The sequence below is a fragment of the Collinsella tanakaei genome, from assembly GCF_016902615.1.
GTDB lineage: Bacteria > Actinomycetota > Coriobacteriia > Coriobacteriales > Coriobacteriaceae > Collinsella > Collinsella tanakaei_A.
The window spans coordinates 13,697-34,756 of record NZ_JACJMB010000003.1 but is presented as its reverse complement, the minus strand read 5'-3'; the positions used below and the strand labels follow the sequence as shown (position 1 = coordinate 34,756).

Below are 21,060 nucleotides of genomic sequence, written 5' to 3'. Positions count from 1 at the left end.
GCGGGGCGGCGACGACTACGTGTCTGTTCCAGGTAACCTGCCGCCCGTCGGCGATGTCTAGCGCTTGCGCGCTGCCTTCTTGATCGCGGCGATGAAGAAGCCCTCGTAGTCGCGCGTCGGGCAGATGGTGAGCGCGCCGTCGAGGGCGCAGGGGAGCGTCTGCGGGGCGTCGTCCGCCGCACGGTCGAGACCCCCGATGGCAACGGGGGCAACCTCGCAGTCGCGGTGGCGCTTGAGCGCCGCTGCGACCTGCCGCTCGTTTTCCTCCGGCAGGATGGAGCAGGTTGAGTAGATGAGGGTGCCGCCGGGCTTCAGCACGGTGAGCGCGCGGTCGAGCAGGGCGCGCTGCGATTTTGCGACCTTGGCGAGGAGCTCGGGGCTGATGCGGCGCTCAGCGCGCTCGTCGCCCGTGCTGATGGTGCCCGTGCCGGTGCAGGGCGCGTCGAGCAGGATCTGGTCGAACGAGAAGAACTCGTCAAGCCGACGCGCATCGACGCGCATGACCTGCACGTTGACACAGCCGAGCTTGTCCAGGTTGTACTCGAGCTTCTCGGCGCGCGGACGGCTCATCTCGCAGGCCGTCAGATGCGCCTGCCCGCCGGCGAGCGCCATGATCTGGCTCGTCTTGCCTCCCGGGGCGGCACACATGTCGAGGATGTCCGCGCCGGCGCGCGGGGCGAGGGCGAGCGGCGGCATCATGGACGACAGGCTCTGCAGGTAGACCTTGCCCGCGCGGTAGATCTCGAGGTCCCAGACAGCCCGCTCGCGCACGCCGTCGAGGATGAAGGCGTCGGGGTACCAGCTGAGATGCGTCCAGGGGATGCCCGCGTCCGAAAGCGCCGTGGCGACCTCGTCGGCGCCGGCGCGCAGGGTGTTCGCCCGCAGCGTCACCGGCCTGTCGCATGCCGCGCGAAAGCCGTCGCGGATGCGGGCGACGGTGTCCGCATCGTAGGCGTCGTCGAGGCGCTGGGCGAGAAATTCCGGGATGTCGCGCGTTGTCGGCATGGGTGCTCCTGTCGGTGGCGGTACCTGTTCACACCCATTGTGAACCAACCGGGGCGCCTGTGTGCCGCACGTCGCCAAAAACGTGCCGCCCGCACGCGCCTATCCACACCGGACGACGTGCGGGCGGCGGGCGGCCTTACAGCAGGATGCCGCCGACGATGAGCGCCACGGCAAGCGCGAAGGCCACGGCGTCGCGGGCGGCGAAGGGATAGCGTCTATAGCAGCTCTCGCGCGTGCGCAGATAGAAGCCGCGCTGCTCGGCGGCGAGGGCGCAGGCGTCGGTCTTGCTCACGCTGGAGATGAGCAGGGGCACGCACAGCGGCAGCATGAGCTTGAGCTTCTTGAAGGGGTTGCGCGTGTCGTACTCCACGCCGCGGGCGGTCTGCGCCTCCATGATGGCGTTCATCTCCTGCGAGAAGACCGGAACGAAGCGCAGGGCGGTGCTGAACGTGAACGCGTAGCGGTAGGGGATGTGCAGCTTCTCCACGCATGCGTTCGCCAGGTCGTTCAGCTTCGTGACCATGAGCATGAGGACGAGCGGCAGCGCGACGCCGAGCAGGCGCAGGCAGGCCTTGCCGCCCGTGATGAGGCCCTCGTCGGTCACGAAGCCGATAAGCGGGGTGCCGCTGCGCGTGAAGGCGGTCTGGAGCACAAGCATGATGAGCGCGATGGGCACGAGGACTTTCAGCAGGCGCGCGAGGCGTCCGAACACGCCGGCGTACGCGGCGAGCGCCAGGGTGAGCGCCAGCAGGGCGATGAGCGCCGGGTAGCTGTCGGCCAGAAACGTCGCGGCCACGATCGCCGCGGCGAGCGCGAGCTTCGTGACGGGGTTCAGGCGATGCAGCAGGGTGTCGCCGGGGACGTAATCGATGACGTTAAGCACGGCCCATCAGCTCCTTCACGGTACGGACGATATCGCTGACCTCGGTGATGCCGGCGAAGGCGGGCGAGACGTCGCGGGCAAGGCGTGCGGCGAGCTCGATGACCTGCGGCGGCGTGACGCTCGCCTCGTCCATGAGGGCGGCGTCGGCGAACAGGTCTCGCGCCGGGCCGCGGTCGAGGATGCGGCCGTTCGCCATGACGACGATGCGCTCGGCGAAGTCGCTCACGACCTCCATGTCGTGGCAGACCATCACGACGGCGCACCCGTGGTCGGCCATGTCGCGCACCGTCTCCATGACGGTCATGCACTCTCGGTAATCGAGGCCGCTCGTGGGCTCGTCGAGCAGCACGATCTCGGGCTCCATGACGACGACGCCGGCGAGTGCCACCATCTGGCGCTGGCCGCGCGACAGCGAGAACGGCGCCTCGGTGGCGGGCAGCCCGAAGCGCTCGATGACGTCGCGGGCGCTCTCGCGCGCGGAGGCCGAGTCGACGCCGGTGAGCTCGAGGCCGAAGGCGACCTCGTCGAGCACCGTGTTCTTGCAGATTTGGCGATCGGGGTTCTGGAAGAGCGTCGACACGTGGGCGGCGATGCGCGACACCGGGGTCTCGCGCGTGTCGAGCCCGGCCACGACGACGCTGCCGCGCGCGGGCTTGATGAGGCCGTTCAGCAGCTTGGTGATCGTGGTCTTGCCCGCGCCGTTCTGCCCGACGATGCCCACGAGCTCGCCGGGGTACACGCACATGGCGAGGTCGGTCACGCTGGCGCCGCCGTTCGGGTAGCTATAGCCCGCACCGGTCAGCTCGAGCACGGGCGAGGCCCCTTCGGCGTGCGGGCGCGCGCTTACATGGGGGGAGGGCGCGGGCGCGTCAGCCGGCGTCGAGGCGGCGTGCGGCAGGTCTTTGACGAGCCCGGCGATCAGCCGGTAGGCCTCGTCGACGTTCAGGCAGGGCGTGGCGTCGGGTGCGATGCCGCAGGCGGCGAGGCTGTTCGAGATGCGCACGGTGCGCGGGCTGTCGACGCCGATGGCGCGCAGGCGCTCTGATGCGCCGAAGACCTCGTGCGGGGTGCCGGTGAGCGCGATGCGCCCCCGGTCCATGACGACGATGCGGCTGCAGTGGCTGGAGAGCAGGGCGACCTTCTGCTCGATGACGATGACGGTGATGCCGAGACGGCGGTTGATGTCGGACAGCGTCTCGAACACGACGCTCGAGCTCACCGGGTCGAGGGCCGCGGTGGGCTCGTCGAGCACGAGCACGCGCGGCTCGAGCGCCAGGATGGCGGCGATGGCGACCTTTTGCTTCTGGCCGCCCGAAAGCGTGGCGATCTCGCGGTGGCGCAGATCGGCGATGCCCACCGTCTCGAGCGTGTGCGCGATGCGCCCCTCGATCTGGTCGTGGGGCACGCCGAAGTTCTCGAGGCCGAACAGGATCTCGTCCTCAACGATCGACGCGACCATCTGCGCATCGATGTCCTGGGCAACCGAGCCGACGGTTCTCGAGATGTCGGTGAGTGACACGTCGCAGGTGTCATATCCCGCCACGCGTGTGCTGCCGAACAGCTCACCGGTGTAGTGGTGGGGGATGGCGCCCGACAGGCAGGCGGCAAGCGTCGACTTGCCGGCGCCCGACGGCCCTATGATGCCGACGAAATCGCCTTCCTCCACGGTGAGCGAGACGTTGTCGAGGGCGTGGGCGGCATCGGAGCCGTATGAGAACGACACGCCGTCCATCTCGATGATTGCTGCCATGGTTGCCTTTCCGATACAGGTCGAGGTGCAAGACAAGAAGACGCCCGCCCGGGCGGTTGTGCTCGGGCGGGCGGAAGGGCGCTAGTCGTTGAGCTTCAGGGCCTTCTTGATGGGCACGTAGAGAGCGCCCACGAGCACGGCGTTGAACACGGCGGTGATGGCCACGACCGGCAGCATCGCGGCGGCGATGGCCATGTCGAACTGCATGAGGACCATGCGGATGACCATGAAGATGAAGCCGGAGACGAACGTGGTCACGAAGGTGCCGAGCGTGGGGATGATGGCGCGGGCGCTGGTCTTCATGCCGGCGTTGACGATGAGGGCCATGAGGACGGCGGCGACGCCCTCGGCGACAAAGTCGGCGCCGGGCAGGCTCGTGGTGAGCTGGATGACCGCAGCGGAGATGAGGCCGATGATGAGCGCCTGGATCGCGTTCGGGCGTACGACGAGGATGGTGAGGCAGAAGGCGGAGATGATGAACTCGGGGTTGATCATGCCGGCGGACATGGCGCCGATGGCCTTGCCGAGGAACATGTTCAGGATGAAGCCGGCGGCGAGCAGCACCGCGAGCAGAACGAGGGCCTTGATGTCGAGCTTGCCGTGGTCGGAGGTCGTGACGGTGCGCGCCTGGGAGGTGGTGGTCTGGGTCATGGTGATCATCCTTCTTTCGCGAGATGGAAAAGGTGCGTCGTTGGGGGATGGGGCGAGGCGGAGGCGCGTGATGCGGGCGGTTCGGTCGAGCACGAAAAAAGGCCCCCGGTCAGACCGGAGGCCTATGCGCGCTACGAAAAGACGAGCGTGAGGGACTCACCGTCGACCGACCGGATCCACATCACGCCACCACCAGTTGTTGAGAGCGGAGGAGAGGTTCTTCATGCTGGTGGCTCCTTTCTGGATAATCGAAGATCGTGCAGCGTGTGCCGCGTTGGGGGCACTATAGCACAGCAGAGTTCCAACTGGGAAGACGGTCTGCATTTTTATTTCGACACTGTTACCGCTTCGGCCCGCCCGAGCCGAAGCCCGCCGCCTTTTGCGGGTTGCCGCCTGCCGTCAGCCGTTCAGCTTCGAGAAGTCGTCGATGATGAGGTCGAGGCAGTTCGGCAGCACGCGGGCGCCGAACACGCCGCTGTTGTTGGGGATGAGCTCGCCATCGAACTGCATGCCGAGCGACGGGGACGCCGTGATCCTCACCTCGCGCGTCTGGAACATCGTGAACTGCGGGCGGCCGAGCCCCTTGCCCGCGGGGTCGAACACGCCGGCGAGCAGCGTCGGTAGCAGCTCGACGGTCTTTGCGGGCCGGATGATCGTGACGTCGATGAGGCCGTCGTCCATGCGGCAGTCGGGAAACAGGTTGATGTCGTTTTGGATGACGGCGGTGTTTCCCACCATGCAGCCGATGCCGTCGTACTCGTCGACGACGCCGTCGTGCTCGATCGTGAAGTGCGCCACCGGGGGCTCGGGGGTGGCAAGGGCCGCGAGCGCGTAGGCGATCTCGCCGATCTCGTTTTTGCTCGGCGCCGCCTTCTGCATGATGGCGGCGTCGAAGCCCGAGCCGGCGATGATGGTGAAGCCGTGGCGCTGGATGTCGCCCGCCTCGTCTCTCCAGAACAGCTCGCCCATGTCGACGCTTTTCGTCTTGCCGCGCCGGCAGGCGGCCGCGAGCGCCGCCGCCTCGGGAGCGTTGCCGATGTTGTTGAAGAACAGGTTCGCCGTGCCGGAGGGGAACACGAGGATGGGGACGTGGGTGTCGCGCAGGCAGTCGAGGACGTTGCTTACGGTGCCGTCGCCGCCGGAGACGACGATGCGGTCGAAGGCGCGCGCGTCGGCGGTGGCGTCGGCCGCCTCCATGCCCGACCCGATGAAGCGCATGCAGATCTCATCGCCGCCCGTCGCGAGCGCGCGGGCGAACGCGAAGATCTCATCGGAGCTGGGTCCGGATGCTGGGTTATGGATGATGAGGCAGCGCATGAGTTTCCCGATGTATCGAAGCCGAGTATAGTTATGAATGTCGTTATCCTACCTCCGACTGGAGGTTGAACCAAAACATCAACAGGTGAGGCATGTATATCTCCACATACGAGGAGCTGGAATCGTTCTGCTCGCGCGCGGCGTCCTACCAGGCCGTCGCGATCGATACCGAGTTTTTGCGCGAGAAGACGTTTCACCCCAAATTGTGCCTGGTCCAGGTGGCAACCCCCGACGAGTGCGTGGCGATCGACCCCATCGTGCTCGACGACCTCGCGCCGCTTGCCGACCTCATGGCGAACACGGCCGTCCTCAAGGTTTTTCACGCCTGCTCGCAGGATATGGAGGTCATCTACCATGCGCTCGGGGCGCTTCCCGCGCCCATCTTCGACACGCAGGTCGCCGCGGCCTTCCTCGGTGAGCGCATGCAGATATCCTACAACGGCCTTGTGCACGCCTTCTGCGGCGTGACGCTGCCGAAAAGCGAGTCGCTGACCGATTGGTCGCGCCGGCCGCTCACCGACAAGCAGATCGAGTACGCCCTCGACGACGTGCGCTACCTCATCGACGCATACGGGCATATCAAAGCGCGCCTCGAGGAGCTCGGCCGCATGCGCTGGGTCGTCGACGAGATGCGCCCGCTGGCGGATCGCGCGCACTACGTGGTCGAGCCGCGCCAGGCCTACAAGCGCGTCAAGCGCATCAACTCCTGCACGCGCCGGCAGCTGGCGATCGCCCGCGAGCTCGCCGCCTGGCGCGAGCGCCGCGCCGAGCGCCAGGACATCCCCCGCAAGTGGGTCATGTCCGACGAGACCCTGGTCGCGCTCGTGAAGCGCGCCCCCCGCGATGTCGGCGACTTCCGCCGCGTGCGCGGTACCGACCAGCTCTCCGAGCGCGATGTCGAGGCGGCGCTGATCGCCATCGGGAACGGTACGCGCTGTCCGGTCGACAACCTGCCGAGCGCAGGGCACGCGCGGCATGCGCCCACTCCCGAGACCGACAGCGTGTGCGACCTCATGTACGCCCTGCTGCGTCTGGTGTCGGAGCGCTCCGGCGTGGCGACCTCGATCATCGCGAGCCGCGACGACCTGTGCGGCTATATCGAGCATCCCGAGCGCAGCCCCTTGCGCGAGGGCTGGCGCTTCGAGCTCGTCGGGTCGCTGCTCGACGATTTGCTGTCGGGCAACATGGGCCTTACCGTGAAAGACGGACGCGTCGAGACGCTCTAGCCGAAGGCCTGAGACATCGCAATGCGCGCACTTTGGGTACAAGGGATGCCAACAGACCTGCAAGAAGGGGTTCGACGAAGGAGTCAACATGTTTCCGTATTATGGCTATGGATACGGGCTCGGGATGTACATCGACCCGGCCTATCTCGTGCTCGTGGTGGTGTCGCTCGTGCTCGGCCTCGCCACGCAGAGCTATATCAACAAGACGTACCGCACGTGGTCGAAGGTGAAAAGCGACGGGGAGTCGGGCGAGCAGGTGGCGCGCGAGATGCTTGACGCCAACGGGTGCGAATCCGTGGGCATCAGGCGCGTCGCCGGCCACCTGACCGACCACTACGACCCGCGCGACAACAACCTCTATCTGTCGAACGACAACATGACCGGCGGGTCGGTCGCGAGCGTGGCGGTTGCCTGTCACGAGGCGGGGCACGCCGCCCAGCGCGCACAGGGCTTCTTCATGATGCGGGTGCGCACTGCGCTCGTGCCGGTGGTGAACCTGTCGCAGAGCGTGTGGATGATCGTGTTCCTCCTAGGCGTCATCATGAACATCGCGGGCCTGACGACGCTCGCCATCTGCCTGTTCGCCTTCTCGGTGATCTTCCAGCTCGTGACGCTTCCCGTCGAGATCGACGCGAGCCGTCGCGCGGTGGCCTACATCCAGCAGTCCGGCATGAGCGAGGTGAACGTTCGCGGAGCGAAAAAGGTGCTCACGGCTGCCGCCCTCACCTACGTCGCGGCGGCACTCACGTCCATCCTGCAGTTGCTCTACCTGCTCAGCCGCACGCGTAACGATCGGGATTAGGCGCCTTGCGCATCGTGGCGTCGCGCCTGCGGACGCGTACAGTCACGGATTATGCACTGCGCCCCAGGATGTCCGCAGCTCGGCTGTGTACATCCTGGGGCGCAGCCCGTTGTTGCCGGAACGTCCTCGGGAGCCATTGAATGCATTATCTCGCGCCCGGCGCTCCCGTGCCGGGCGCCTGCGGACGCGCGCTGCACGGGTGCGGGCGCGCGGAGCTATCCTCGCCCGCACCCGTCTCGCCTGCGCGTCCCTGGCCGCGAAAGCCGGACAGCCGGCGTGTCGCTAGAACTCGAAGCTTCCGCTCCAGCTCCAGGTCGTCGCGCCGTCCGTTGTGGTGACGGTGGGGTCGCCCAGCAGCGCGGGCACGACGAAGATGAGCGCGATCGCGATGATCGCGACGATCACCATCATGATGATGAACGGAACCGGGCTTTTGGTCTTGAACATAGAAACATCCCTCTTTCGATTCGGGGGTGGTGGGCATCATGCGGCATAATCCTAGCACGTCCGCCCGTGATCTCATCGCGTGCGGAATGAGCGAATACCAGACGGAGTGAATGAGGGGAAGAGGGCGTGGCTCCGCGCGCGTCGCCAGCATGCGCGACGGCGCTACGCCCGATTCGATGTGCGCGCACGGGCGTGCTGTTATGTCCCGGCGATGCGATAGACTGGTTGCGATGCACGGCGAGAACGAAGAGGGGAGTGTGACATGCCGGGTTGGAATCTGACCGGGACGGCCTCGTCCGGACATACGGACGGCGATGCCCTGTCGGTGTCGCAGGCCGTCGAGATGGCCGCGGGTGCGCTCGATGCGCTGCCGCAGCTCACGGTGCTCGGTGAGGTCACGGGCTTTCGCGGGCCGAACGCCCGAAGCGGGCACTGCTACTTCCAGATCAAAGACGACAGCTGCGCGGTGGACTGCATCATCTGGCGCGGCTCGTACGCCAAGCGCACGTTCGATCTGCGCGACGGCATGCAGGTGAACCTGACGGGCAACTTCAACCTGTACAAGGCGACGGGCCGCATGAGCTTCGTGGCGCGCTCGTTCAGCTTGGCCGGCGAGGGACTGCTTCGCCAGCAGGTGGCGGCGCTTGCCGAGAAGCTGCGTCGCGAGGGGCTGATGGACGACGCCCGCAAGCGCCGCATCCCGGTGTTCTGCACGCGCGTGGCGGTGGTCACGTCGCTTTCGGGCGCGGTCATCGACGACGTCAAGCGGACGCTGCGCCGGCGCAACCCGCTGGTGGAGCTCATCTGCGTGGGGTCGAAGGTCCAAGGCGAGGGCGCCCCGGCCGAGCTGATCGAGGGGCTTGCCCGCGCCGCCGCGATCGAGCCCGCGCCCGACTGCATCCTGCTCGTGCGCGGCGGCGGCTCGTTCGAGGACCTCATGACGTTCAACGACGAGGGCCTCGCCCGCGCCGTGGCCGCCTGCCCGGTGCCCGTCGTGACGGGTATCGGGCACGAGCCGGATACCTCCATCTGCGACATGGTGAGCGACCGGCGCTGTTCCACTCCCACGGCGGCGGCTGAATCGGTGGCGCCGGCTATGAGCGACCTGATCGACGTGCTGGACGCGCGCGAGCGGCGCCTGGGCGTGTCGATGTCGGCTCTGGTGCGCGGGGTCGCGGGGGATGTGGACGGCCAGCGCTCGCGCCTCGAGCGCGCGATGGCGGCCCGTCTCGAGCGCCTGGTGCTTGCACTTGACGCCGCGGCGCGCCGCCCGTGCCTGGCGAGTCCCACGGGGATGCTCGAGCGGCGGGAGGCCGATCTCATGCAGACGGCAGACCGGCTCGCGAGCGCCATCACCCGCTCGCAGGAGCGCTTCGCCGTGGGTCTCGCCGGGGCGGCTCCACGCCTGGTGGCGACGACCTCTGAACTCACGGCGCACCGGCATGCCTTGGACCTCGCCGCGTCGCGCCTGGCGCATGAGGGGCGCGCCGTCACCGCCGCGCGCGCGGCGGACCTTGCGGCGGCCGCCGCCTCGCTCGACGCGCTCTCGCCGCTCAAGGTGCTCGCGCGTGGGTATTCCATCACGTACGGTCCGGCGGGCGTCGTCACGCACGCCGGTGATGTCGCGCCGGGCGACGAGGTCCGCATCGGGCTCGTCGACGGCGACGTGTTTGCACAGGTCGGGTCGGTCGAGCGCCATGTGGGCGCCGACGCGCCCACACGATAGATGAGGAGACATACCATGGCAGATTCGCACAAGAAGGTCGAGGAGCTCACCTACAAGGAGGCTTCCACGGAGCTCGAGCTCATCATCCGCAACCTCGAGTCCGGCGATATGGAGCTCGAGGATTCGCTGGCGAGCTATACGCGCGGCGTGGAGCTGCTGCGCAGCCTGCGCGCGCGCCTTGCCGATGCCGAGCAGAAGGTGAGCGTGCTGCTTGCCGACGTCGACGGCACCGACACGCTTGTGCCCGCGGAGGCGGCCGATACGAGCGATACCCTGTCGTTCTAAGGAACGCTCCCGCCGCGCGCCTGCCGTCTCGGGTGCGCAGCGGGGATGCTGCGGGGCGCGCGGAGATAGCGGTCCGCATCGCGGCGGCGTTCGCGCTGGTCGGCCCTGCGTATGCGGGACGTATTCGAGAGCGAAGCGGTTGCGTCTTGGCGACGGTGCCGCGAGTGCGCGCGCAGCCGTCGGCATTTCCCCTGCGCACCCGCGGCCGTCATGCGACAATAGGGAACAGGCGTCGGCCGGGCGCACGGAGGTGCGCTCCCGACGCGCATTTCGCCGATAGAGAGAAGGACCATCCATGGACGACTGCATCTTCTGCAAAATCGCTGCTCACGAGATTCCCTCGACCGTCGTGTACGAGGACGACCTCGTCATGGCGTTCGACGATCTGAATCCCCAGGCGCCGGTGCATACGCTCGTCATCCCGAAGCAGCACTACGCGAACATCGTCGACGGCGTGCCGGGCGAGGTGCTCGCCGCCATGACGCACGCGATCTCCGAGGTGGCGCGCGCGAAGGGGCTCGAAGACGGTTTCCGCGTGATCGCCAACACGGGCGCGGCTGCCGGGCAGACGGTCATGCATTTCCACATGCACGTGCTCGGTGGCACGGACCTCGGCGAGAACCTGCTGTAGGACATCGCGCGCAGCATGGGCGGACGTATCGGGTGCAAGCGCAAAAGCGCATGGTAGCTGTACCTGAAGTGTCCTCATGTTGCTTCTTTTGACCACCCGCCGCGCTTTTGGGCGTATCATAAGAACGTTGTGAGTCCGTCGGCGTCTGTCGGCGGTACCGTTTGATTGAGATGGGAGATACATGAACGTTCTCGTTATCAACGCAGGCAGCTCCAGCCTTAAGTACCAGCTGCTCAACACGGAGACCGGCGAGGTCTTCGCCAAGGGCAACTGCGAGCGCATCGGTATCGACGGCTCCTTCATCGGCCACGAGGAGAACGGCGTCAAGGGCAAGCTCGAGGTCGATATGCCCGACCACAAGACGGCCATCTCCCATGTCTTCGAGATCCTGAAGACCGTCGATCAGCCCATCGAGGGCATCGGCCACCGCGTCGTTCAGGGCGGTTGGTACTTCCCCGAGTCCGCTGTCGTGACCGACGAGACCCTGGGTTGGGTCCGCGAGGTCGCGCCGCTTGCCCCGCTGCACAACTACGCCGAGGCCGACGTCATCGAGATCTGCCGCGACATGTTCCCCGAGCTCGGCAACGTCATCGTTCCGGACACCGCGTTCCACTACAACATGCCCGAGCAGGCCTGGCGCTACGCCATCCCGCGCGACATCGTCGACAAGTACCACGTGCGCAAGTACGGTGCTCACGGCACGAGCCACCGCTTCATCTGGCGCACCGTGCACGAGATGATGGGCGACAAGACCCACAAGCTCGTTTCCTGCCACCTCGGCTCCGGCGCTTCGTTGTGCGCCATCGAGGACGGTCAGTGCATGGACACCACCATGGGCCTCACCCCGCTCGACGGCCTGATCATGGGCACCCGCTGCGGCACCGTCGACCCGGCGACCGTCTTCTATCTCAACCGCGTCGCCAACATGAGCATCGATGACATCGATACCATGATGAACAAGAAGTCTGGCCTGCTGGCCGTCTCCGGCAAGTCCTCCGACTCCCGCGATATCGAGGAGGGCATGAACAACGGCGACGAGAACTGCAAGATGGCCATGGAGATGTTCTACTACCGCACCTCCCAGCTGTTCTGCGAGATGGCCGCTTCCATGGAGGGCGTCGACACCATGGCCTACACCGCGGGCATCGGCGAGAACTCCGTCACCATGCGCGCCGGTGTCGCCAAGCGCCTCGAGTGGATGGGCGTCAAGATCGACCCTGAGCTCAACAAGATCCGCTCCGACGAGCCGCGCGTCATCTCCACGCCGGATTCGAAGATCACCGTCCTCGTGGTCCCCACCAACGAGGAGCTCATGATCGCCCTCGACGTCGAGGCGCTGCTCGGCAAGTAAGCGGTCTGCGCGAATCCAGCCGATAGTCGCATGTGCTCGAAGCCCCGCCGGAATGTGCGGGGCTTCGTTCGTATCGGAGCGGGCTGCGGTGCGCCCGGCACGCACGATCGCGCCGGCGACGCGCGGCGGGTTTTCCGGGGTCGTTGCCGCTGACTATCTTCCGGCGCGCATGCTATAACGGATACGACCCATCTGTCGCGCGGGAGGTTCATATGAGGGCTGCGGGAATCTTGATGCCGGTGACATCGCTGCCGTCGCCGTGGGGCGTTGGCACCCTGGGCGCTGCGGCACGGCGGTTTGTCGACTTCCTCGCTGCGGCGGGGATGTCGGTGTGGCAGGTGCTGCCCGTCGTGCCTTCGGGCTTCGGCGACTCCCCGTACCAGAGCTTCTCGACGTTTGCCGGCAATCCCTATCTGATCGATTTGGACGACCTGGCCGCGCAGGGCCTGCTCGAGCCCAGCGAGTACGCGGAGCGCCCGTGGGGCGACGACCCGGAGCGGGTGGACTACGGTGCGCTCTATCGCGAGCGCTTCGACGTGCTCCGCTGTGCCACCGGCCGCCTGCTTGCGGCCGGATGCTCGGGCCTCGATGCGTTTTGCGTTCGCGAGGCTGCCTGGCTCGATGATTACGCCCTGTTCATGGCGCTGAAGGACGCGCACGGCGGCGCTCCGTGGGACCGATGGGAAGACGGTCTGCGCAGGCGTCAGCCGGATGCGATCGCACGCGCTCGGGAAGACCATGCGGACGACATCCAGCTCTGGAAAGCCGTCCAGTACCTGTTCTTCCGCCAATGGGAGGCGCTGCACGCCTATGCTGGGGCTGCAGGGGTGCGCATCATGGGCGACTTGCCGTTCTATGTGGCCGGCGACAGCGCCGACGTGTGGTCGCGCCCCGAGCAGTTCGAGCTCGACGGGCAGCTGCGACCCCATGAGATCGCCGGCGTTCCGCCCGATGCGTTCTCCGAGATCGGCCAGGTATGGGGCAACCCGCTGTTCGATTGGGAGCGCATGCGCGAAGACGGCTACCGGTGGTGGTTCGACCGGGTCCGCGCCCAGTTCGCGCTCTACGATATCGTGCGCATCGATCACTTCCGCGGATTCGATTCATACTTCGCCATCCCGGCGGGCAGCACGACCGCGGCAGGCGGCCGCTGGCGCCCGGGGCCGGGCATCGAGTTCTTCCGTGCGCTGAAGGAGGAGCTCGGGGCCGTGGATATCGTTGCCGAGGACCTGGGCTACCTCACGCCCTCGGTGCGCGCCCTGCTGGCCGATACCGGGTTTCCCGGCATGAAAATCTTGGAGTTCGCCTTCGATTCGCGCGACGGTGGCGGGGCATCCTACCTGCCCTTCTCCTATCCCACCAACTGCGTGGCCTATGTGGGTACCCATGACAACGACACGGCCCTGGGATGGCTCGTGACGGCGCTTCCGGACGATGTCGCCCATGCGCGCGCCTATCTGCACCTCGATCCGGCAGAAGGGGAGGGCTGGGGCTTCATGCGCGCCATCTGGGCGAGCCCCGCCGACCTCGCCATCGTCCAGATGCAAGACCTGCTGGAGCTGGGTAGCGAGGCGCGCATCAACGTGCCCTCGACGACAGGCGGCAACTGGTGCTGGCGCGCCGTGCCCGGTTTCGACAGCGATGAGCTGGCCGCTCGCGTCCGCCGTAACATGGAGCTGTATTACCGCATCTGATGGGGTCTAAGCTTGAGAGGCCAGTGCATTGTTGATGGGTATACTGCGAAATAGGATGAGAGGAGGACCCGTGCCGACGCGAGAGGATGTTCAGCGTGCCCTTTCAGAAGAGCTGGAACACTATGACGTTAAAGAGGCGTATCTGTTCGGATCTTACGCTCGTGGCGATCAATCGGATCGAAGCGATCTCGACCTGCGGTTTCTGTGTGGCGATACCATCACGTTTGGGGACCTGGATGATATACGAGTGGCGCTCGAGCATCGCCTTGGCGTGCGGCTCGATATCGTGACCGCCCCTCCGTCGCAGATGCGCCCGCGATTCTATGATCGTATAAAGCAAGATGAGGTGTTGCTTTATGCTGCCAGCTGATCGCGACATGGATATCATGCTTCGAATAATCGACGATGCAAACATCATCAGGTAACGTATCGAATACTTCGCAATGACAAGGGAATCGTTTTGCGATGATCGCTCGTTTGAAGGTGAGCTTGCGTACGACGCCGTGATGAATCCTGTATATCGGGTTGCTGAGGACGCAATTCACCTTTCGGATAGAGTTCAAGATGCATGCCCTTCGGTGGCATGGAAGAACATCAGGGGTTTCAGGAATTTCGTGGCGCATGGATATGCGGAAATCGATCGCGCCATAGCTTGGAAGGTTGTTATCGAAGATATTCCTTCCCTTGCAGCTTCTCCGAGCGACTTGATTTCCACTGACAACGATTAGTTTTATCGTGAGTGTCATCGATGAATATCGAGCATCCTATCAATGAGGGATTTGGCATAAACAGCGTCACCCGAACGCCAACAGCTTCGAAGCAAAAAAGAAGGCCTCCGGACGAACCCGGAGGCCTTCTGCCAAATCAGATGAGTTGAGGGTTACTCAGCCATCTGCGCCTGGACGGCGGTGATGGCCACGACGCCCACGATGTCGTCGGCGGAGCAGCCGCGGGACAGGTCGTTCACCGGCTTGGCGATGCCCTGCAGGATCGGGCCGTAGGCCTCGGCCTGGCCGAAGCGCTGGACCAGCTTGTAGCCGATGTTGCCGCACTCGAGGTTCGGGAACACGAGCACGTTGGCGTGGCCGGCAACGGTGGACTCGGGGGCCTTCAGCTGCGCGACGGTGGGGACGATGGCGGCGTCGAGCTGCAGGTCGCCGTCGATGGCGAGCTCGGGAGCCTTCTCCTTGGCGAACGCGGTGGCCTCCTGGACCTTCTTGGCGGTGTCGCCGCCGGCGGAACCCATGGTGGAGTAGGAGAGCATGGCGACCTTGGGCTCGATATCGCCCATGAAGGTCTTGAAGGAGTTCGCCGAGGCGATGGCGATCTCGGAGAGCTCGTCGGAGGTCGGGTCGATGTTCAGACCGCAGTCGGCGAACACGAGCGTGCCGTCGGCGCCGAACTCAGGGGTCTTCGTGCACATGACCATGAAGGCGGAGACGAGCTTGGTGCCCGGGGCCGTCTTCAGGATCTGCAGCGCGGGACGCAAGGTGTTGGCGGTTGAGTGGCAGGCGCCGGAGACGAGGCCGTCGGCGTCACCCATCTTGACCATCATGGTGCCGTAGTAGGTGGCGTCCATGATCTGGGCGCGGGCCTGCTCGATGGTCACGCCCTTCTTGGCGCGAAGCTCGGCGAACTTCTGCGCATAGGCCTCGTGGTTGGGGGCATCGGGGCTCGTCGGGTCGATGACCGTGACGCCCTCGACGTCGATATCCTCGGGCTTACCCAGGATGACGAGCTTCGCCAGGCCCTCCTCGACGATCTTCTTGGCGGCCTCGATGGTGCGGGGATCCTCGCCCTCGGGAAGCACGATGGTCTTCAGGTCGGCCTTGGCGGCAGCCTTCATACGGTTAAGGAAATCGCTCATGATTCTCCTTGCATCTTGGCCCAGCACAATACAGGTGTTGAGCTTTCCTTGTGTGGCAATGAACATTATATGATTTGAGCGCTATAATCCTGAAAACAATTTGCGTGCGCGTGCGCCGCTGATGTTTTTTGGTATTGGGAATAGCACAAGGAGTTGTGATGCAGGTCACGTCTGGACTACCGCAAGACTTCAATCCCGATTCGTACGACATGATCGTCGTCGGCGCAGGCTATGCGGGCGCGGTGTGCGCCCGTCGTCTGGCGGAGACCTCGGGATTCCGTGTCGCCGTGTTGGAGCGCAGGAACCACATCGCTGGTAACGCCTACGATTGTCTGGATGACGCCGGCATTCTCGTCCATATGTATGGTCCGCACATCTACCATACCTTCAATGAGCGCGTCCATAGCTTCCTGTCCCGCTTCACCGAGTGGACGGACTATCAGCACAAGGTGCTCGCCAACATCCACGGCACCCTCATGCCCGTGCCCTTCAACCACAAGAGCATGAAGCTCGCCTTCGGCGAGGAGCGCGGCGAGCAGCTCTACCGCAAGCTCGTCGACACGTTCGGCGAGGACAAGAAGGTCCCCATCATGGAGCTGCGCTCCAAGAATGACCCCGAGCTCGTCGAGATCGCCGACTACGTGTACGAGAACGTCTTCCTCTACTACACGATGAAGCAGTGGGGTCAGACCCCAGATCAGATCGATCCGTCCGTCACCGGCCGCGTCCCCATCTTCATCGGCGACGACGACCGTTACTTCCCGCAGGCTCCCTATCAGGGCATGCCGGCCAAGGGCTACACGGCCCTGTTCGAGAACATGCTCGACCATGACCTGATCGACGTGTTCGTGAACGTCGACGCTCGCGATATCTTCGAGATCGGCGAGACCAGCGTCAGCGTGTGCGGCAAGGTCTACGGCGGCGAGATCGTCTACACCGGCCCGCTCGACGAGCTGTTCGGCCTTGACCTCGGCGCGCTGCCCTACCGCACGCTCGACATGAAGTTCGAGACGCTCGACGTCGACCAGTTCCAGCCGGTCGGCACCGTGAACTACACCACGAGCGAGGACTACACGCGCATCACCGAGTTCAAGAACATGACCGGTCAGGTCCTGCCCGGCAAGACCACCATCATGAAGGAGTACAGCCACGCCTACGAGCCCGGCAGCGGCCAGACCCCGTACTACGCGATCCTCGACCCCGAGAACCGCGCCCTGTACGAGCGCTATCTCGACCGCGTGGTGAACCTCACGAACTTCCATCCGGTGGGTCGCCTTGCCGAGTACCGCTATTACGACATGGACGCCGTGACGGATTCCGCCCTCACGCTGTCGGATGAGATCATCGCCTGCCATGCGTAGCCACGAGACCCACAAGGTCGTCACGTTCGGCATCCCGTCCTACAACGCCGCGGCCGACATGGACCACTGCATCACGTCGATCCTCGAGGGGTCGGGCTATGCGCCCGACATCGAGATCATCATCGTCGATGACGGAAGCGTCGACGAGACACCGGCGAAGGCGGACGAGTGGGAGGCGCGCTACCCGGGCATCATCCGCGCGGTGCATCAGGAGAACGGCGGTCACGGCATCGCCGTCCTCTCCGGCCTGCGTGAGGCCCAGGGCACCTACTACAAGGTCGTCGACTCCGACGACTGGCTCGACGCCTCCGCGCTCTCGACCATGCTCACCATCCTGCGCGGGTTCGAGGAGCGCGGGTTGCGCGTCGACCTGTTCATCTCGAACTACGTGTACGAGAAGGTCCACGAGGGCACCCATCAGACGATCGGCTACCGCAGCGCCCTGCCGCGCAAGAAGATCTTCGGGTGGGAGGAGGTCGGCCACTTCCGGCCCGACCAGAACCTGCTTATGCACAGCCTGTGCTACCGCACCGACGTGCTGCGCGCGGCCGACCTGCCGCTACCCGCGCACACGTTCTACGTCGACAACATCTACGCGTACGTGCCGCTGCCGCGCTGCAAGACGCTCTACTACGCAGATATCGACCTCTACCGCTATTTCATCGGGCGCGAGGGCCAAAGCGTGAACGAGCAGACCATGGTCAAGCGGCTCGACCAGCAGTTCCGCATCACGCGCATCATGATGGAGGCCTACCACCTCTACGATGAGGTCGAGCCGACGCGCCTGCGCTCCTACATGATGCATTACTTCACGATGATGATGACGATCTGCACGGTGTTCTCGAAGCTCTCGGACAATCCCGAGGCGAAGGTGTGGACTCGCGACCTGTGGCGTGACCTCAAGACCTACGACGAGCGGATGTACCGCCACGCGCGCTACGGCGTGCTCGGTGTGAGCACGAACCTGCCGACTCGCGTGGGCAACAAGTTCACCGTCGGCGCCTATCATCTGGCGAGCAAGATCTTCAAGTTCAACTAGGCCAGATGGCCCCGGGAGGGCATCTGTGTGATAGGTTTGCGGAGCGCCGTGCGCATGCGCGCAGCGCTCCGTTTTCATACCGCTGGGGCGTGCGCGGCGGGCGTCGCCCCGCAAGAGAGGGGAGATCAGATGGCTCAGACACGTGTCGCCATCATGGGCATCATCGTCGAGAACCCCGATGCGGTGGAGGGGCTGAACGAGCTTCTGCACGAGTATCGGACGTGGATCATCGGGCGCATGGGCGTGCCGTATCGCCAGCGTCGCGTGAGCGTGATCTCGGTGGCGCTCGACGCGCCGCAGGATGTGACGTCGGCGCTCGCCGGCAAGGTGGGATCGCTTTCCGGCGTGAGCGTGAAGACGCTGTACTCGAACGTCATCGGAGAGGATGACGGTGAGGTTGGGTAGCGAGGGCGCGCCCGGCGCGGGCGAGGGTGCCGCCGTGCCCGCGCGCATGCGGGAGCTTATCGATCGACTGGCCTGCGAGCATACCCTTGACCTCGGCGAATACGAGGAACTCGTGCGCGGACGCACGCCTGGGGTGGCAGCGTTCGCGGCGGCGCGCGCCGTTGCACTGCGCCGCGCGGTCTATGGTGACGACGTCTTCATCCGCGGGCTTATCGAGGTCTCGAGTTTCTGCAAGAACGACTGCCTCTATTGCGGCCTGCGCCGCTCGAACGCGACTGCGGAGCGCTACCGGCTGACCCGCGAGCAGATTCTCGCCTCATGCGAGGTCGGCTATGCGCTGGGCTTTCGCACCTTCGTGCTCCAGGGCGGCGAGGATGCGGCGCTCACCGACGAGGTCGTGTGCGATACCGTTTCCGCCATCAAGCGCGCGCACCCCGATTGCGCGGTCACGCTGTCGCTCGGAGAGCGGGGCCGCGCGAGCTATCAGGCGCTGTTCGACGCCGGCGCCGACCGCTATCTGCTGCGCCACGAGACGGCCGATCCCGTCCACTATGCGCGCCTGCACCCATCCGAGATGTCATGGGAGCATCGGATAGCCTGCCTGCGAGATTTGCAGGAGATCGGCTACCAGGTGGGCTGCGGCTTCATGGTGGGCTCGCCCTACCAGACGGCCGCCGCGCTCGCGGAGGACCTCAAGTTCATCGAGGGCTTCGGGCCCGACATGGTGGGTATCGGTCCGTTCATCCCGCATCACGCGACGCCGTTTGCGCGCAGGCGCGCCGGTGCGCTCGAGGAGACATGCTACCTGCTGAGCCTCGTGCGCCTCATCGACGCGGCGGTGCTGCTGCCGGCGACGACCGCCCTCGGCACGATCGATGCGCACGGGCGCGAGCGCGCCATGCTGTCCGGGGCGAACGTCGTGATGCCGAACCTCTCGCCGGCCGACGTTCGACAAAAATACGAACTGTACGATAATAAGGCCTGCGCCGGCAGCGAGGCAGCCGAGGGGCTCGCCGAGTTGCGGCGGCGCATGGAGAAGATCGGGCACCGCGTCGTTATCGCCCGCGGTGACCCGAAACGAGCCCGAGCATAGGGGCGACCCGTGCTCGCAACTGAGGGGAAAGGCACCCGCCTGACCGCGAAGGGGAGGAACATATGGCGATCTATGACCCGAGGTCCCGCTTCGCCGAGGACTTCATCAACGACGAGGAGATTCGCGAGACCCTCGACTACGCCGAGGCGAACAAGCGCAACCGGCGGCTGATCGAGAACCTGCTCGAAAAGGCGAAGCCGGTCAGCCGTGGCGGCGGCTACCACTGCGCGGGGCTTTCGCACCGCGAGGCGTCCGTCCTGCTCGCGTGCGACATACCCGAGCTGAACGAGCGGATCTTCGAGCTTGCGCGTCAGATCAAGCTCGCCTACTACGGCAACCGCATCGTGATGTTCGCGCCGCTCTACCTGTCGAACTATTGCGTGAACGGCTGCACGTACTGCCCGTATCACGCCAAGAACAAGCACATCGCGCGCAAGAAGCTCACCCAGGACGAGGTGCGCCGCGAGGTCATCGCCCTGCAGGACATGGGGCACAAGCGCCTGGCCATCGAGGCGGGCGAGGACCCCAAGATGAACCCCATCGAGTACATCCTGGAGTGCATCGACACCATCTACTCCATCAAGCACGAAAACGGGGCTATCCGCCGCGTGAACGTGAACATCGCCGCCACGACGGTGGAGGAGTACCGCATGCTGAAGGATGCGGGCATCGGCACCTACATCCTGTTCCAGGAGACCTACGACAAGAAGGGCTACCTCGAGCTGCACCCGACCGGACCCAAGCACGACTACGACTACCACACCGAGGCGATGGACCGCGCGATGGACGGCGGCATCGACGATGTGGGCCTGGGCGTGCTGTTCGGCCTCGAGAAGTACCGCTACGAGTTCGCCGGCCTGCTCATGCACGCCGAGCATCTCGAGGCGGTGCATGGCGTGGGCCCGCATACCATCAGCGTGCCGCGCCTGAAGCGCGCCGACGACATCGACCCCGATGCGTTTGACAACGGCATCGACGACGACACCTTCGCCAAGATCATCGCCTGCATCCGCATCGCGGTGCCCTACACGGGCATGATCATCTCCACGCGCGAGAACGAGGCCGTGCGCGCCCGGGCGCTCGAGCTCGGCATCTCGCAGATCTCGGGCGGTTCGCGCACGAGCGTGGGCGGCTACGAGGAGGAGGTGCGCCCGCACGACTCCGAGCAGTTTGACGTGTCCGACCAGCGCTCGCTTGACGAGGTGGTCCGCTGGCTCATGCAGCTCGACCATATCCCGAGCTTCTGCACGGCGTGCTATCGCGAGGGCCGCACGGGCGACCGCTTCATGAGCCTGTGCAAGAGCGGCCAGATTCTGAACTGCTGCCATCCGAACGCCCTTATGACGCTCGCCGAGTACCTGGTCGACTACGCTTCGCCCGCCACGGCCGAGGTGGGTTGGCCGCTTATCGAGCGCGAGCTCGCCCGCATCCCGAAGGAGCGGACGCGCGCGCTCGCGACGGAGCGCATCGCGGACATCCGCACCTCCAATCGCCGCGATTTTCGCTTTTAGCACGACAAATGTAGTC

Annotated in this window: 21 protein-coding genes; 14 read left to right on the top strand and 7 right to left on the bottom strand. The window is 65.5% G+C overall.

The annotated features are described in order from the left end of the window. Positions 1-57: 57 nt before the first annotated feature. The 5 genes from H6A21_RS01710 to H6A21_RS01690 all read right to left on the bottom strand — a co-directional run bounded on the left by H6A21_RS01710 (position 58) and on the right by H6A21_RS01690 (position 5,606). Positions 58-1,005: an RsmB/NOP family class I SAM-dependent RNA methyltransferase gene (locus H6A21_RS01710; RefSeq protein ID WP_204559868.1), complete on the bottom strand. Its 948-nt coding sequence runs from the start codon at positions 1,003-1,005 to the stop codon at positions 58-60. A gap of 136 nt (positions 1,006-1,141) precedes the next feature. Next, entirely contained in the window at positions 1,142-1,888 is a 747-nt protein-coding gene (locus H6A21_RS01705) for a CbiQ family ECF transporter T component (protein WP_204559867.1), read from the bottom strand. Then, positions 1,881-3,638 carry an ABC transporter ATP-binding protein gene (locus tag H6A21_RS01700; RefSeq protein WP_204559866.1) on the bottom strand — a complete coding sequence of 586 codons (1,758 nt, stop codon included), beginning with the start codon at positions 3,636-3,638 and terminating at the stop codon, positions 1,881-1,883. The genes H6A21_RS01705 and H6A21_RS01700 overlap by 8 nt, the downstream gene beginning before the upstream one ends. Before the next feature lie 81 nt (positions 3,639-3,719). Further along, positions 3,720-4,289: a hypothetical protein gene (locus tag H6A21_RS01695; protein WP_204559865.1), complete on the bottom strand. Its 570-nt coding sequence runs from the start codon at positions 4,287-4,289 to the stop codon at positions 3,720-3,722. A gap of 399 nt (positions 4,290-4,688) precedes the next feature. Then, positions 4,689-5,606 (bottom strand): diacylglycerol/lipid kinase family protein, encoded by a 918-nt coding sequence (locus H6A21_RS01690; RefSeq protein ID WP_204559864.1) that lies wholly within the window; start codon positions 5,604-5,606, stop codon positions 4,689-4,691. Between the two features lie 92 nt (positions 5,607-5,698). Between H6A21_RS01690 and rnd the strand changes: the two genes are divergently transcribed. After that, entirely contained in the window at positions 5,699-6,832 is a 1,134-nt protein-coding gene (gene rnd, locus H6A21_RS01685; RefSeq protein WP_204559863.1) for a ribonuclease D, read from the top strand. Between the two features lie 88 nt (positions 6,833-6,920). Further along, positions 6,921-7,634 (top strand): zinc metallopeptidase, encoded by a 714-nt coding sequence (locus H6A21_RS01680; protein ID WP_204559862.1) that lies wholly within the window; start codon positions 6,921-6,923, stop codon positions 7,632-7,634. A gap of 282 nt (positions 7,635-7,916) precedes the next feature. Here the strand turns inward: H6A21_RS01680 and H6A21_RS01675 are convergent, their stop codons facing one another. Further along, positions 7,917-8,081 (bottom strand): hypothetical protein, encoded by a 165-nt coding sequence (locus tag H6A21_RS01675; RefSeq protein ID WP_204559861.1) that lies wholly within the window; start codon positions 8,079-8,081, stop codon positions 7,917-7,919. 262 nt (positions 8,082-8,343) lie between these two features. Between H6A21_RS01675 and xseA the strand changes: the two genes are divergently transcribed. From xseA to H6A21_RS11270, 7 genes are all read left to right on the top strand, one after another. Continuing rightward, positions 8,344-9,807, top strand: coding sequence for an exodeoxyribonuclease VII large subunit (xseA, locus tag H6A21_RS01670; RefSeq protein ID WP_204559860.1), 1,464 nt, complete (start codon positions 8,344-8,346; stop codon positions 9,805-9,807). 15 nt (positions 9,808-9,822) lie between these two features. Further along, positions 9,823-10,092 (top strand): exodeoxyribonuclease VII small subunit, encoded by a 270-nt coding sequence (xseB, locus tag H6A21_RS01665; RefSeq protein WP_204559859.1) that lies wholly within the window; start codon positions 9,823-9,825, stop codon positions 10,090-10,092. A 295-nt stretch (positions 10,093-10,387) separates the two neighbouring features. Then, the gene (locus H6A21_RS01660; protein ID WP_204559858.1) at positions 10,388-10,723 is read left to right on the top strand and encodes a histidine triad nucleotide-binding protein; all 336 of its coding nucleotides are present in this window, start codon (positions 10,388-10,390) and stop codon (positions 10,721-10,723) included. 181 nt (positions 10,724-10,904) lie between these two features. Then, entirely contained in the window at positions 10,905-12,074 is a 1,170-nt protein-coding gene (locus H6A21_RS01655) for an acetate/propionate family kinase (protein WP_204559857.1), read from the top strand. 212 nt (positions 12,075-12,286) lie between these two features. Next, a complete protein-coding gene (malQ, locus tag H6A21_RS01650; RefSeq protein ID WP_204559856.1) occupies positions 12,287-13,768 on the top strand; it encodes a 4-alpha-glucanotransferase in 1,482 nt (493 codons plus the stop codon). 70 nt (positions 13,769-13,838) lie between these two features. Then, positions 13,839-14,138 carry a nucleotidyltransferase domain-containing protein gene (locus H6A21_RS01645; RefSeq protein WP_204559855.1) on the top strand — a complete coding sequence of 100 codons (300 nt, stop codon included), beginning with the start codon at positions 13,839-13,841 and terminating at the stop codon, positions 14,136-14,138. A gap of 73 nt (positions 14,139-14,211) precedes the next feature. Beyond that, complete coding sequence (locus tag H6A21_RS11270) at positions 14,212-14,496, top strand: HepT-like ribonuclease domain-containing protein (RefSeq protein WP_204559854.1); 285 nt, start codon at positions 14,212-14,214, stop codon at positions 14,494-14,496. 152 nt (positions 14,497-14,648) lie between these two features. Here H6A21_RS11270 and pta read toward each other — a convergent pair whose 3' ends face one another. Next, positions 14,649-15,635, bottom strand: coding sequence for a phosphate acetyltransferase (gene pta / locus H6A21_RS01635; protein WP_204559853.1), 987 nt, complete (start codon positions 15,633-15,635; stop codon positions 14,649-14,651). A gap of 158 nt (positions 15,636-15,793) precedes the next feature. Between pta and glf the strand changes: the two genes are divergently transcribed. From glf to hydG, 5 genes are all read left to right on the top strand, one after another. Continuing rightward, positions 15,794-16,996, top strand: a complete 1,203-nt coding sequence (gene glf, locus H6A21_RS01630; protein WP_204559852.1) for a UDP-galactopyranose mutase — start codon at positions 15,794-15,796, stop codon at positions 16,994-16,996. Further along, positions 16,989-18,035 carry a glycosyltransferase family 2 protein gene (locus tag H6A21_RS01625; protein ID WP_204559851.1) on the top strand — a complete coding sequence of 349 codons (1,047 nt, stop codon included), beginning with the start codon at positions 16,989-16,991 and terminating at the stop codon, positions 18,033-18,035. Before glf ends, H6A21_RS01625 begins: the two co-directional genes overlap by 8 nt. Positions 18,036-18,164: 129 nt before the next feature. Beyond that, positions 18,165-18,440, top strand: coding sequence for a TM1266 family iron-only hydrogenase system putative regulator (locus tag H6A21_RS01620; RefSeq protein ID WP_239462566.1), 276 nt, complete (start codon positions 18,165-18,167; stop codon positions 18,438-18,440). Further along, entirely contained in the window at positions 18,427-19,533 is a 1,107-nt protein-coding gene (gene hydE, locus H6A21_RS01615; RefSeq protein WP_342636026.1) for a [FeFe] hydrogenase H-cluster radical SAM maturase HydE, read from the top strand. Before H6A21_RS01620 ends, hydE begins: the two co-directional genes overlap by 14 nt. A gap of 62 nt (positions 19,534-19,595) precedes the next feature. Continuing rightward, complete coding sequence (hydG, locus tag H6A21_RS01610) at positions 19,596-21,044, top strand: [FeFe] hydrogenase H-cluster radical SAM maturase HydG (RefSeq protein ID WP_204559849.1); 1,449 nt, start codon at positions 19,596-19,598, stop codon at positions 21,042-21,044. Positions 21,045-21,060 lie beyond the last annotated feature (16 nt).